The following is a 12,979-nucleotide window of genomic DNA, read 5'->3' on the forward strand; positions in this document are numbered from 1 at the left end:
GGCGGAGCGCATTCCTTGCCTGCACGCTCAGCATGCTTGTCACAGCGTCAGCCGCCGCAAACCAGCGCGGACGGCACGAGCGCGGGACTGCTGATCTGCGACTGGCGGGCGGGTGGCTGGGAGACCTACCTGTTCCAGCAGATATGAAGCGGCTACCGCCGCGCTGACGGCTGCTTCAGCCAGATCTGTAGTGCGGTGCCAGGTGACGGCTAGCGCGCCGCAGAAGGCGTCACCTGCGCCAACCGGGTCAACAACCAGGCCGGCTGGCGCGGGCGGTACGGCAACGCCTTCCCCCGTATGGAGATCCCAGACCTCAGCGCCGGCTGCACCAAGCCTCAGCGCCAGGATATGACCGCCGAGAGCGTGGGCGCGTTCCAGCAGCGCCTGTTTGTTGTCGGTGCCAAACAGTGCAACCGCTTCCAGCCAGTTCGGTGAGTAGATGTCACAGGCAGCCAGGATCAACGCCACCTCTTCCTCCGCGGGTGGCTGTTCCGGGGCTTTGAACGGCTCAATGCTGACCAGCGTACCCCGTTCCCGGAGCGCCTGGCAGGGGGCGAGGTAGGGGGCTTCTGGATGAATACCCCAGTGGATAACCTGTACCGCTGGGTAGAAGCGCAGAATGGTGGCAGCGTCGGGATGAGTCTGGCGATCAGAGGTGAACTGATCAACGCGCCAGACGTGTGTCCGGCGGCCGTCGGCTTCCAGGATTTGCCAGGCGCGTGGCGTCGGTAGATCGGTGACGTGCACCCCCGTCAGGTCGATACCCATTGCCGCAAGCGGGGCGAGGGCCTCCAGTGGAAAGTCCCGCCCGACTCCGGCAAGCATACCTACCTGGTCGCCCGATTCCGCTGCGAGCGCCATGCCCCAAGCCGCCTGCGCACCACCGCCGCCCAGGGTACCCATTTGGGTACGGCCATCAGGAAACACAATATCGTCCAGAATGATGCCGGGAGCCAGATAACGGACGCTCATACTCAAGCTGGTTGCTCCTTCAGCACGCTGTAGAGCATGGCTTTCCAGCGGGGAATATCGATCGCCCAGCAGACCGTGACATTGGGTGGCCGATCGACTAACGTTCCCCAGATTGGGCGGTTGCGCTCATCGGTCGCGACGCCCAGCCTGTCGACGATGGTCATACCCCGCGTCAGCGGGCTGCTTGTTTCCACCTCGACATAGTGACAGCTGCTGCGGGTGCAGATGGTCGGGTCCAGGGCAATGGCCATGGCCACCGGATCAGGCAGGGCCAGGCCGGGGTCGCCCAGCCATTCACGATTGGCCCGGATGCCGGCGCGGTTGCAATCCAAGGTGAAGTGGGCCAGAGGTGTGTTGAGGGCGCGAATCTCAGCCATTTCTGCTTCGGTGATGTTGGCGGGGCCGGTGGAAAGCTCGCAGCCGACCATCTCAATGGGCAATCCGCTGTGGAAGACGCGCCGCGCTGCTTCCGGATCGGCCCAGATATTGTATTCAGCGGCAGGCGTCACGTTGCCGACGGTATTGGCTGCGCCGCCCATCACGACGCAGCGCCCAACCATCCGGGCAATCTCTGGCGCACGGGCCAGGGCCAGCGCAATATTGGTCAGCGGACCAAGCGTGACCAGGGTGAGACCGGGATAAGCTTTGATCGTTTCAATCAGAGTGTCTATGGCATGTTCCGGGCGGGGGGAGGCCTTTGGCGGCGGGTAATGCTGGTCGCCCATGCCGTCCTGACCGTGGAAGAATTGAGCGTGGACCGGCTCGCGCATCAGCGGGCGGTCAGCGCCGCGGTAGACAGACACATCTACCCCGCACAACTCAACTGTGTAGAGGGCGTTAGTCACGCCCTGATCAACCGGCACATTGCCGGAGACCACCGTGATCGCCCTGACCGCTACGTCTGGCCAACGCAGGGCCATGAGCAGCGCAACGGCATCATCTGAGGCGGTATCCGTATCGATCAGGAAGTCTCGCGGCATGCGGGTTATCTCCTGGAGAATCTGAGTTCAGCCAGAGCGACGGCGACCTGCGCGGCAACAGCGGCATTGTTGATCAGCAGCGCGGTGTTAGCATCACGGGAACGGCCGCCGGTCAGCTCGAGGACCTTACCCAGGACAAAAGGCGTGATCGCTTTACCGGTTATCCCCTGTTCATCGGCAATACGCGTGGCTTCGGCAATGGCCTGCTCCGCTTCTCCGGCGGGGAGTTCATGCTCAGCCGGGACAGGGACGGTGATCAGGATGCCCTGAGGCAGGCCAAGCATCGCTCGCGCGTCGATGATAGCAGCGGCTTCAGCGGGCGACTCAATCCGGAGGTCGACTGGCAGGCCGCTGGAGCGCGAGTAGAAGGCGGGCAACTCGTCCGTGCCGTAACCGATGACCGGGACACCCTGCGTTTCCAAGACCTCAAGCGTGAGCGGCAGATCAAGAATCGATTTGGCGCCGGAACAGATGACTGTGACCGGTGTCCGGCCCAGTTCGATCAGATCGGCGGAGATATCCTGTGGATGGCCGCGATGCACGCCGCCGATCCCGCCGGTGGCAAAAACATCGATCCTGGCCATGTGGGCGACGATCATGGTTCCGGCGACGGTTGTCGCGCCATGTCCCTTGAGGCCGACGACCAGGGGCAGGTCACGGCGGCTACACTTACGCACCTGCTCCGGACCAAGTTCGATTAGCCGCTCAATGTCCCCCAGCTCCAGACCGACGCGAATCCGACCATCCAGTATGGCAACCGTGGCTGGTGTAGCGCCACGATCGCGGATGGCCTTCTCCATCGCCAGGGCTGTCTGCAAATTGGTCGGGTAGGGTAGACCATGGGTGATCAGGGTGGATTCCAGAGCTACAACAGGACGATGCTCCGCCAGGGCTGCGCGGACGTCAGGGTGCAGGTCAAGTGGGACGATCATCAGGGTTTATTCTCTTCCAGGGCAAGCGGTGCGCTGTTCAGTTCCGATCCTTAGTCTATAATAGCAGGAATGCGGGTTGAAGCCATCTTCGCATCTGTTCGCCCGGACAGGGAGGGGGGCATGATGGTGCTAGAGCAGTTATGGCGCGCTGTGCCCGGCCTGGAAAGTGCGATACGCCAGCAACCATTGGCGGCGGATCGCGAGGCCGCCTGGGTCATGCTACGGAGCCTGCTGCAGGCGTTTGCCCCTTCTACCGGCACAACGCTTCCGAACGGCATTCTGGATCAGGTTAGCGACATTGCTGCTGCCTTTGGGCTGGCGGATCGGCTGGAGGCGGACCTGGGTGGTGTGGGTAATGCCGGTTTATGGCTGGGTGTGGCCGGAGGGCGGGTCGACCTGCTGGTGGTTGCCCATCTTGATCGGCAGACTTTCCGGATTGAGCGGGTAGAGGAAGATGGTCAATCGGCCAGGCTGGTGCCCGTGTGCACGACAATGCCATGTGCTGAAGCTGTTTCTGCCCCGGGGCGAGCTTTGCGCTTGCAGGATGGGCGGCTGGAGGTAGGCGCCCGTGGTCATCTGCGGGCTGACAGGCAGGGGGTGTCTTTTCAGGCTGAGGAGGGCCTGCTATTGCCATCCGATCTGGTCACGCCTGATGGCAATCCGCGCCGCCAGGGTGACCGGGTTAGCGGAGGAGGCCTGGATAACGCTGCCGGTGTACTGAGTGTACTTGGTGCTGCTGCCGCATTGCGCCGCGTTGAGGAGACTCTGCTGGAGTACGACCGCCGCTGCCTGTTTGTATTCCCCGATCGGCAGGATTACTCGCTGACGGCGCTCATGGCCATGTGTCCTGCGCTGCGACCGACACTGGGCACGATCATTGTCGATGTGGTGGGGACAGTGGGTACCGGTGTACGGCCTGGCGCCGGCGCAGTCTGTGTCCTGGCTGGAAGCCAGGCGGACGGTCTAGTCGTACCCCTGAATTATCAACAACTGGCTCAGCCGCTGGCGGAGGCTTTGAACGATATCAGACCGGGTTCCGTCCAGTTGTGGCGTGCTTGCCCGGAAGAATGGCTGGGCGCAGTTTCTCGCTCTCTCCGCGAACGGGTTCTGGGTTATATCGGCCCGGCGATCAGCAAGACGCGCCCTGGTGACGAGACTGTGCATCTGCCGGACATTCAGGCTGTGGCATGGTGGCTAGCGTGTTATATCGCTGCTGTTCTCAACCTGGCTCCAGAGGTTACGAGACAGTATGCGCTTGGCCGGTAGAATCAGCTTCATTCTAACCGTTGTGATGTCCGCTATCTGGAGGGGCGCGCGTCTCGCGCCACTATAGCTGAGGATTCGAATGCTTCAACAGCCGACGCAATATCGGGTGCGTATTACTTTTGGCAAGAACGATGCCCTGCGCTTTATCGGGCATCTGGACCTGGCCAAGCTCTGGGAACGGGTGCTGCGGCGGGCAGAGATGCCGCTAGTGTATTCGCAGGGCTACAACCCGCAGCCCAAGATACAGCTTGCTTCGGCCCTGCCACTTGGTATCAGTAGCGACTGTGAGTTGCTCGATATCTGGCTACTGGAACCAGTCGACCTGGGGACCTTGCCTGAGCGGCTGAATGCTGTCAGCCCGCCAGGTCTGCGCACCTACCACGTCCGGGAGGTGCCACCCAAAGCGCCGGCGCTACAAACGCTGTTACACAGCGCGGATTACCTCATCACGCTTGCGGAGGAAGTGACTCCTGAGCTGCCACAGCGTATCGCCGATCTGCTGAGCCGCGAACGGATCGAGCGTAAGCGGCGGGGCAAGAGCTACGATCTACGCCCGCTGATCCTGGCGCTGGCGCCGGTGGACGCCCGATCATTTCGGGTGCGGCTTGCCCTTGGCGCGGAAGGGACGGCCCGACCGGACGAACTGATGGATGCTATGGGGCTGTCCTTCGACCACGCCCGTTGTCACCGTGAAGCACTCAACCTGGTCAGTGCAGATGAGCAAGAAGCTGGCTGACACCGACGCCGCGTCAGCCAGACCAGTCTTCGAGTCGTCAGATCGAACTACTCGAGGTTGGAGGCATTGGCGAGGGGGCGTGCTGCTCTGTTCCCGCCTTGAGGGCTGTACTATTTCCTGTTTTGCCGGTTGCGCGTAATCTCACGATCCAGAAAACGGATGACCAAACCCAGCACAATGCCGCCGCCGATCAGCGAAACGGCGGCTACAGCGGCAAAGATGAGGAAGTAAAGCGCCTGCGTCGGTGTTGCTTCCAGGGTGGACGCTTCCGGATTGAGCGTTTGCACGCGAACAGGCAGCGGGCCACCCGGTCCGCTCAGGATGATCTGGAGGGTGATGAATCCGCCCACCATAAGTACTATCAGCGCAGCAACAGCAACTGTTGAACGGCTCACAAAAGGCCTCCTATCCGGGCAAAGTCAATCAGTATCGCTCAGTCAATTCAAGACATGTATTGTACATTATTGCGCAAATTCAGCCTATGCTGCTGTTGCGTCGCACACCGCCAGATTCTGGCTTTGGGCTGCGACTCGACGAGTGGCTGTTCGGTACATCACGGGGTGCTTCCCGCTCGGTGGAAGAGTCTTCTGCATGATCAGCCTGGCTGTCTTCCCCGGTCTGGGCGGCATCCTGAACGACATCCGCCGCTTCGCCGGCAGATTCCAGAATGTCCGAGTCCAGATCAGCAGTCAGCGGTTCAGCCGGGCGATTCGGGGCAACGCTGCCTGGTGGTGGGGAGAGTGTCCGAGACAGGTGTCTGGATGCTGGTGGACCGGCTTTCGTGGTTCCCGGCTGCCATTGCGGGGTTTCTTCTTCCGCGGCGGTGGTATCTTCGCCTGTTTCCTGCGCATTATCAACGACCATGTCAGCGGCTTCGGCAGCCGTTTCGTGGCTATCGTGGTCGGAGCCGTGGTCGCTGGCACTGGCCGGTTGCCGGGAGGCGCCAGCAGCACTAAGGTTCTGTGGTGGCTCCTCGCTGAACGGCATACCGTCTTTCTCGTGGCTTTCCATGCTGTCTGCCATGGTCATCAGTTTCGTTGTGGTGGTCAGGTTGCGAACATGCCGCCGGCCATTACTGGTGCGCACCCGTCGGCACTGCGCCAATTGTAGCATGGTTCCTGTCTGAAACAGTCTTCCGGTTCAGATCGGTTGTGCCTGCGGCTGTCGATGATCAGCTTGCCGGGTTGGGCAGCAATAGTGGAGGTAGTTCGACGAGCGCCCTGGCCACCCGCGTGCCATACCAGGCGAGCAGTGTACCGTCGATCAGATGGATGTGCCCTGAACGCGCCGCAGGGATATCCAGCTGAGCCAGTTCGGCAACGTGTCGATCAGTGAACGGCCAGGGTTTCCCCGGCAAGAGAATGACTTCCGGCTGGGATTGCAGGGCTGCCTCGGCCAGGAGCCGGATGTCAGCAGAGTCAGGAGGGTAGTTGGCAGAGGTCGAAGGCGCAAGTGGCTGTTGCCAGGGACTGATGCACTCACCTCCACATACGCGCAACAGATCATGACCATAGGTGCCGGGGAGACATGCCAGGCGCGGCGTCGTTACCACTGGCACCAGAACCCGCACCGGCTGCCGGACGCTGGCTGCACTCCACGTCCAGTCCATCTGGCGCTCGATCCAGCGCACACGCTCGACCATGGTGGCTTCTTCGAAGATATCCATGATCTCCCAGAGCAGGTTGATGGCCTGTTGGACGGTGCGCGGATGGCATACCCAGCCGTGGAGGCCGGTAGCTTCAAGACTCTCGATGTGCTCCGGCGGAGTCAGGTCCTGATCGAGCAGCACCAGGTCGGGCTGCAGGGCGCGGATTCGCTCGATGTGGGGGGTACTGGCGCTGCCCAGACGAGACAGGCGGGATAGCGCCGGATCAAGGTGAAGACAGTCATCGGTGACGCCAACCAGCCGGTCGACCAGCGCCAGATCACGAATCGACTCGGTTAGGGCAGGGGCCAGCGAGACAACCCGGCGCGGCGGTTGGGCAGGTGCAGGGCCAAATCGATACCCGGTTTCATCAGAGAGCGCCATCGGTCGTTACTCCCGGATGCTGTAAGCCTGTCCCAGTGAGATGATGATCTGCTCTGTGCCCCATAGCTCCACCTGGCCATCCGGGCCAAAAGTCAGCGCTGAGCCGGGGCGGATATTGAGGCCGTAGGTCACCGGGCGCTTGTGCAGGAGGTCCTGCAGCGTCCGTTTCTGCGCGAGCTCCGGTACGCCGGTCAGGATGGCGGCATTGGCCAGCCAGGTGAAGCCAGAATAGGGGGCCAACGGCGATGGCCTGAGGATCCACTGCCCGAACAGTTCTGCGCCAAAGCCGATGCCCATGATCAGGGCACCATTCTCGTAGGCGCGCAGGATGCCTTCCAGCGCGGCTCCCTGTAAGCCGTTGTAGAGCCGGGCGTGCTGAGGGCCATCGCCGATCACGATGATGCCCGCTTCTCCCAGGTGTGCTTTGAGCGAAGCATCATCCTCGGCGATAATATCGATCGCGTAGCCACTGCGGCTTCCCAGGTCGCCCAGGTACATCAGGAACTGCTCAGCGGTTTCAGGTTCATCCGCTGCACCGATATAGACCAGAGCGCCGTCAGCCGCAGACCGGCTGAGCATCCGCGTGTCGATGGCCTCGGTCTCGCCATCCATAAAGCGACCGCCGCTGCTTAGAACAAGCCACCCTGCACCCTGCCGCCACTCAAAAATGCTGCTCTGTATCATGTTTGCTGGTTATCACCTCTCTTGTGTTCCGGTTGTGATCGGTTCCGTTGCGCAACACACAGGCCGCTCAGCCCGGCAGGACATAGGCAGCAGCCGCCGAAGCCAGCATAGCCGCCGCCAGCGGCAGCGCTGCCTCGTCGAAATCAAAACGGGGGTGGTGATGAGGGTAGGCCAGGTTATGCTGGCTGTTTGCTGAGCCGACGAAGAAGAAGCAGCCCGGAATCCGGTTCAGGAAGATGGCCATGTCCTCAGCACCCATTGTGCGAATATCGGGCAGCAGGTTCTCTGGGTCGGTGTATGGCGCGATGGCCTGCTGCACGACCTGCGTAACTTCCAGATGGTTCACCAGCGGCGGGGTCAGTGACGTCACAGTGACCTCAGCGACGCAGCCCATCGCCTGGGCAATGCCTTCGGTGACCTGCTTCAAGCGGCGGATGGTCAGGTCGTGTACCGCGTCCGTATAGGTGCGAATGGTCCCTTTGAGGGACACTTCGGATGGGATGATGTTGGAGGCTGTGCCGGCGGTGAAACTGGTGACTGACAGAACTGCCGAATCCAGCGGGTTGACGTTACGGCTGATCACCGATTGCAGCGCCGTGACGATATGCGCCCCGGCCAGCAGAGGGTCGCGGGTCTCATGCGGAGACGCTCCATGGCCACCCGCGCCGCGAATGATCAGATCAAAGATATCAGCCCCGGCCATCACCGGGCCGGGCATGATCCCTACCTGGCCAACCGGGAGCGTATTCCACAGGTGCAACCCCAGCGCGATCTCCGGCTCCGGGTTCTGCAGGACACCGTCCTGGATCATGGCCTGCGCGCCTTCAGCGATCTCCTCAGCCGGCTGAAAAACGAACTTCACCCGGCCATGAATCCGGTTGCGCTGATCGCTGAGCAGGTGTGCAACGGCGAGGCCAATGGCCGTGTGCCCATCATGGCCGCAGGCATGCATTACCCCCGGATTGACCGAGGCGTAAGGCACCTGGTTTTCCTCACGGATGGGCAGAGCGTCCATATCGAAGCGGAGCAGGACAGTCGGACCATCAGATGCACCATCGAGCAATGCAACGACGCCAGTTTTCCCGACACCTGTCTGGACCTCAAGGCCAAGCTGGTGGAGCTGGTTAGCAACCATACTGGCGGTTCGTGTCTCCATAAACGCCAGTTCGGGATGACGATGTAGCTCACGGCGCCAGTCGATGAGCTGGGGCGCCAGTCGTTGTGCACCCTGCAGAAAATCAACGGTCATAGCGCTATCCTTGCAGCAGTAGGTTTAGCGGGCCAACGGCATTACCTCAGTTATTAGCGTCTTGCCCCGCAGTCACAACCGCCGCCCTCATGCTTGCTGCAACCCTGTTCAGCCTTCTTTTGGAGCGCTTCCCATTCTTCCAGGGGGATGATCTCCTCGCGCTTGAAGGTGTAGCGCTCATTCTCGATGCTGACGGTTACTGTATCCTGCAGCGGCTGGACATCCAGGACTTTGCCTTCACCGGCGGGGGTGCCCACGCGCTTGTTGCGCTTGGGGAGGTGCTTACGCGCCTCCACATATTGCTCATACTCGTAGATCAGGCAGCAGCGCAACCGCCCGCACATGCCCGTGATCTCGGTGGGGTTGAGCGAGATGCCCTGGGCCTTGGCCATCTTGATTGAGATCGGGCTGAAATCGGTCAGGAAAGTGCTGCAGCAACGTGGCTGCCCACAGGCTCCGTAGCCGCCGAGCAACTTGGCAACGTCGCGCGGGCCGACCTGGTGAAGGTCGAGCTTGGTGCCAGGAAACAGGCGGCTCAACTCGTTGCGCAGACGGTTCATGTTGGGCGATTTGTTTTCGGATTCAGTGTTGTAGTAGAGAAAGGTCAACATGCTGCCGTCATAGTTGTATTGTGCCGCAACGAATTTCACGTCGTTGTATTCGCTGAACTTGCTGGCTGCTTCACGGCAGGTGATCAGGGCGCCAACTTCGCGCTCCTGCCAGGCCCGCTGGAGAGCCAGGTCGCGGGGAGTGGCTTTGCGCAGGATGGGTTTGTATTCGCGGTTTTCCTCTTCTTCGGCAAAACCAATGACCTGTCCCATCTGCCGCCCGCGCGTGGTTTCGACAATGGCATAATCACCCGGCTCAACCTCCGGGTGGTCGGTGCAGTCAAAGTGGTAGAGCTTGCCGATCTTGGTGAAGCGAACCCCGATGATACGTAGAGGTCTGGTTGTTGTCGTCGATGTCATGCTGTTCTCACCCAAGATAGAAGGCCTGCTTTCGTGTCACAGTACTCTCTGCGCTGTTGATCCTATAGGCATTGCAGCCTGATCGCAACCTGTTGGACCGTGTGCTACAATTCCGGCTCAATTCCGGACGCTTTTGGTCTGGCGCAATACGCAAACAGGATGTGGTGCGGCCATGAGTGTAACGCAAGCACAGGCGATTTTGCTGGGCTTGGCGCTTGGGGACGCGCTTGGGGCGCCGGTCGAGTTTATGGGTCTGGCCGAGATCAGCGCACGGTATGGTTCCGGGGGGATTCAGGAGCCTCCAAATCCGGCCCTGTATACCGACGATACGCAGATGACCCTAGCCCTGGCAGAAGGGTTGATAGAAGCTGGCGAAGCTGATCCTGACGCCCTGATGAGCGCTGTGGGAAAGTACTTTGTACGCTGGCTGAACAGCCCGGACAACGGCCGGTCGCCGGGCGGAGCATGCCTCGCTGGCGTGCGGCGGTATGAGCGCGGGGAGTCCTGGCGTCGATCTGGCCTGCCGGATTCCAGAGGATGTGGTTCGGCCATGCGTGTTGCGCCGATCGGGTATCTCTATCAGCATGATCCGGAACGATTGAGGGATGTGGCGCAGGCAACGAGTCTGATCACCCACGGCCATCCAACGGCGCTGGCTGCGAGCGTCGCCGCAGCGTACCTGGTGAAGCTGGCGCTGGATGGTATTGCCCCTGACCACTACCTGCACGAGGTGGCCGTTTCTGTGGACGGGCTTTCCGATGAGCTAGATCTGGCGCTGCGCCGGGTGGGTCATGTACTGGCCTGGGGCGACGAGATCATGGCAATGCGCCATATCGGCGCGGGCTGGGTGGCCGAGGAAGCCGTGAGCCTGGCGCTCTACTGTGTGATGCGCTACCCGGACGACTACGTTGCCGCTGTCCGGAGGGCAGCAAACATGGATGGTGACAGCGATTCCGTCGCCTGCATCGCGGGAGGGGTTGCTGCGGCGCGTCTGGGGATGGAATCTATCCCGGCGGACTGGCGCGATCGGTGTGAGAACCGCGATGGTATCCTCGATCTGGGGGCGCATCTGGCAGAGAAGCGATTGCGGATTGCGGAGCATCGTGATGGCTGTTGACCGGCTTGTGTCACTTGCGGAGGCTGCGCAGGCCGTTCGCGACGGCCAGACGCTGGCGCTGGGCGGTATGACTCTTTACCGGCGACCGGTCGCTTTTGTGCGGGCGCTGCTACGGCGTTCTGATCGGCCCGTTGGCCTGACACTATTGAATTTCACGGCAGGATATGAGTCCGACCTGCTGGTCGGGGCTGGCTGTATTGCCCGTACCCGGACGTGTTATTTTGGCCTGGAAGCTTTTGGGCTGGCGCCGATGTTCACCGATGCGGCAACGCGAGGCCAGATCACCGTGATTGAGGAAACCGAAGCCAGTCTGGCGATGGGCATCCGGGCTGCCTTGAGCGCGGTCGGCTTTATGCCGTCGCGGGCGTGGATCGGCACGGACCTGCCGCGCCTGCGACCGGATGTCAAAACTATCATCGATCCGTACAGTGGCGAAGAGCTGATGGCGTTCCCGGCGATTCCCTGCGACATTGCCGTGGTGCATGCCCTCGTTGCCGATCGGCAGGGCAATGCCCGGCTGAACAGGAATCTGGCCATCGACCGTGAACTGGCCTACCTGGCAGGGACGGTCATTGTGACAGCGGAAGAGGTGGTCGATCGCCTGACGGCAGACGTGGACATCGCTGCACCGCTGACGACGATGGTTGTCCATGCGCCACGGGGAGCCTGGCCAACATCGTGTCACCCGCTGTATCCGGTGGCAGGGGGTGAGTTACTGCGTTACATCGATGCCTGCGCCTCCGGTGAGTTCGATCGATATCTACAGGACTTTCTGGAGGAGTGAGGTTGGTCGGATCGGTTCTGTTGGATGGTGCCTGAATACGGTTTGCCAGGTTGATGGAGTGGACGAACAGGTATGTGGAGACGATTGGCACTCTGGATTCTGGTGTTAGGCGCTTTTGGGGCTGGTTTGCTGCTGGGCGGCCAGATCACGCCGGCGCTGGCAGGGACAGGACAGCAGATAGATGCGGCTTTGGCGCCGGTGCAGGAGACCTGGGAAATCATCCAGGAGCAGTTTGTCGATCCGCCTGAGCCAGAAGCCCTAGTTGAAGCGGCGTTGAACGGCTTGATGGCGGCGCTCGACGATCCGTACAGCCTGTACATGGATCCGGATACCTTCCAGATAGCTAACAGTGATCTTGAAGGTGAGTTTGAAGGAATAGGCGCGACGGTCCAGCTGGACGAGGAAACTGGCGCCCTGGTGATTGTGAGCACGTTGCCCGGTTCTCCTGCTGAGGCGGCAGGGCTGCGCCGCGGCGATGCCATTGTGCAGGTTGATGGCGTCGATGTCAGGGGGATATCGCAGGCGAAGATCATCGGCGCCATCCGTGGCCCGGAAGGAACGACTGTCGAACTTGGTATCTTGCGATCTGGGGCAACCGAAATGCTCATTGTCCCGATTGTCAGGGCGCGCATCGCGCTGGCTACGGTTGAGGGCAAGATTCTTGATGGCGACATCGCTTATATACGGCTCTTCCAGTTTGGGGAGGACACTGCAGATCAGTTGCGAGAGCAACTGCAGACGCTGGAGGTCGAAAACCGGGCTGGGTTGATTCTCGATTTGCGTGGCAACCCCGGCGGATTCCTGACCAGCGCTGTGGATGTGGCCAGCGAGTTTCTGCAGGAAGGTGTGATCCTAACCGAACGACTACGCGATCACGAACAGGTCTATCGCGCTTCCGGTGTGGCCAGCGCGCCAACCGTGCCGATGATCGTGCTGGTTGACGAGGGCAGCGCCAGTGGCGCTGAGCTGGTCGCCGCAGCGTTGCAGGATCACGAACGGGCCACGATTGTCGGGACGAGGACATTCGGCAAGGGGACAGTTCAGACATGGCGTGAGCTGTCCAATGGCGGCGGGATCAGGGTGACAATTGCCCGGTGGTATACGCCAGCAGGGCGGTCGATCCATGAAGTTGGAGTCTCGCCTGATGTTTTTGTTGAGCAGGATGCCGATGTGCCGGAGACCGATGCCCAGCTACAGGCGGGCATCAACCTTCTGCGGCAGCGGGTTCCAGAGTTGCGTTGATCGGTGTATGAGGTGGCGGA

General features: G+C 61.3%; 14 protein-coding genes. 6 read left to right on the plus strand and 8 right to left on the minus strand.

Going from position 1 to position 12,979, the window contains the following annotated elements; translation table 11 throughout:
- Positions 1–39: 39 nt before the first annotated feature.
- From HPY64_12670 to HPY64_12680, 3 genes are read right to left on the minus strand one after another with little or no spacing between them, the layout of a single operon-like run.
- Positions 40–972 carry a carbohydrate kinase family protein gene (locus tag HPY64_12670; GenBank protein NPV67990.1) on the minus strand — a complete coding sequence of 311 codons (933 nt, stop codon included), beginning with the start codon at positions 970–972 and terminating at the stop codon, positions 40–42.
- A 2-nt stretch (positions 973–974) separates the two neighbouring features.
- Positions 975–1,952: a nucleoside hydrolase gene (locus HPY64_12675; GenBank protein NPV67991.1), complete on the minus strand. Its 978-nt coding sequence runs from the start codon at positions 1,950–1,952 to the stop codon at positions 975–977.
- A 5-nt stretch (positions 1,953–1,957) separates the two neighbouring features.
- Positions 1,958–2,887 carry a pseudouridine-5'-phosphate glycosidase gene (locus HPY64_12680; protein ID NPV67992.1) on the minus strand — a complete coding sequence of 310 codons (930 nt, stop codon included), beginning with the start codon at positions 2,885–2,887 and terminating at the stop codon, positions 1,958–1,960.
- A 117-nt stretch (positions 2,888–3,004) separates the two neighbouring features.
- Here HPY64_12680 and HPY64_12685 point away from each other — a divergent pair, with 117 nt between their 5' ends.
- Together HPY64_12685 and HPY64_12690 are read left to right on the plus strand one after the other, a co-directional pair.
- Positions 3,005–4,150: a hypothetical protein gene (locus tag HPY64_12685; protein ID NPV67993.1), complete on the plus strand. Its 1,146-nt coding sequence runs from the start codon at positions 3,005–3,007 to the stop codon at positions 4,148–4,150.
- A gap of 79 nt (positions 4,151–4,229) precedes the next feature.
- Positions 4,230–4,886, plus strand: coding sequence for a DUF2344 domain-containing protein (locus HPY64_12690; GenBank protein NPV67994.1), 657 nt, complete (start codon positions 4,230–4,232; stop codon positions 4,884–4,886).
- 110 nt (positions 4,887–4,996) lie between these two features.
- On the opposite strand, the gene HPY64_12695 is transcribed toward HPY64_12690, so the two are convergent.
- A complete protein-coding gene (locus HPY64_12695) occupies positions 4,997–5,281 on the minus strand; it encodes a hypothetical protein (protein ID NPV67995.1) in 285 nt (94 codons plus the stop codon).
- Between the two features lie 196 nt (positions 5,282–5,477).
- On the opposite strand from HPY64_12695, the gene HPY64_12700 reads away from it, so the two are divergent.
- Positions 5,478–5,996 carry a hypothetical protein gene (locus HPY64_12700; protein ID NPV67996.1) on the plus strand — a complete coding sequence of 173 codons (519 nt, stop codon included), beginning with the start codon at positions 5,478–5,480 and terminating at the stop codon, positions 5,994–5,996.
- 61 nt (positions 5,997–6,057) lie between these two features.
- Here the strand turns inward: HPY64_12700 and HPY64_12705 are convergent, their stop codons facing one another.
- The 4 genes from HPY64_12705 to HPY64_12720 all read right to left on the minus strand — a co-directional run bounded on the left by HPY64_12705 (position 6,058) and on the right by HPY64_12720 (position 9,816).
- Positions 6,058–6,915: a hypothetical protein gene (locus tag HPY64_12705; GenBank protein ID NPV67997.1), complete on the minus strand. Its 858-nt coding sequence runs from the start codon at positions 6,913–6,915 to the stop codon at positions 6,058–6,060.
- Positions 6,916–6,921: 6 nt separating this feature from the next.
- Positions 6,922–7,599, minus strand: a complete 678-nt coding sequence (locus HPY64_12710; protein ID NPV67998.1) for a type 1 glutamine amidotransferase-like domain-containing protein — start codon at positions 7,597–7,599, stop codon at positions 6,922–6,924.
- 67 nt (positions 7,600–7,666) lie between these two features.
- The gene (locus HPY64_12715) at positions 7,667–8,848 is read right to left on the minus strand and encodes an amidohydrolase (protein NPV67999.1); all 1,182 of its coding nucleotides are present in this window, start codon (positions 8,846–8,848) and stop codon (positions 7,667–7,669) included.
- Positions 8,849–8,901: 53 nt separating this feature from the next.
- Positions 8,902–9,816, minus strand: a complete 915-nt coding sequence (locus HPY64_12720) for a stage 0 sporulation protein (GenBank protein ID NPV68000.1) — start codon at positions 9,814–9,816, stop codon at positions 8,902–8,904.
- Positions 9,817–9,988: 172 nt separating this feature from the next.
- Between HPY64_12720 and HPY64_12725 the strand changes: the two genes are divergently transcribed.
- The 3 genes from HPY64_12725 to HPY64_12735 all read left to right on the plus strand — a co-directional run bounded on the left by HPY64_12725 (position 9,989) and on the right by HPY64_12735 (position 12,959).
- Positions 9,989–10,933 carry an ADP-ribosylglycohydrolase family protein gene (locus HPY64_12725; GenBank protein NPV68001.1) on the plus strand — a complete coding sequence of 315 codons (945 nt, stop codon included), beginning with the start codon at positions 9,989–9,991 and terminating at the stop codon, positions 10,931–10,933.
- Positions 10,923–11,717, plus strand: coding sequence for a CoA transferase subunit A (locus HPY64_12730; protein NPV68002.1), 795 nt, complete (start codon positions 10,923–10,925; stop codon positions 11,715–11,717). Before HPY64_12725 ends, HPY64_12730 begins: the two co-directional genes overlap by 11 nt.
- 72 nt (positions 11,718–11,789) lie before the next feature.
- The gene (locus tag HPY64_12735) at positions 11,790–12,959 is read left to right on the plus strand and encodes a S41 family peptidase (protein ID NPV68003.1); all 1,170 of its coding nucleotides are present in this window, start codon (positions 11,790–11,792) and stop codon (positions 12,957–12,959) included.
- Positions 12,960–12,979: the final 20 nt, after the last annotated feature.

The organism is Anaerolineae bacterium (genome assembly GCA_013178165.1).
Lineage (GTDB): Bacteria > Chloroflexota > Anaerolineae > Aggregatilineales > Ch27 > Ch27.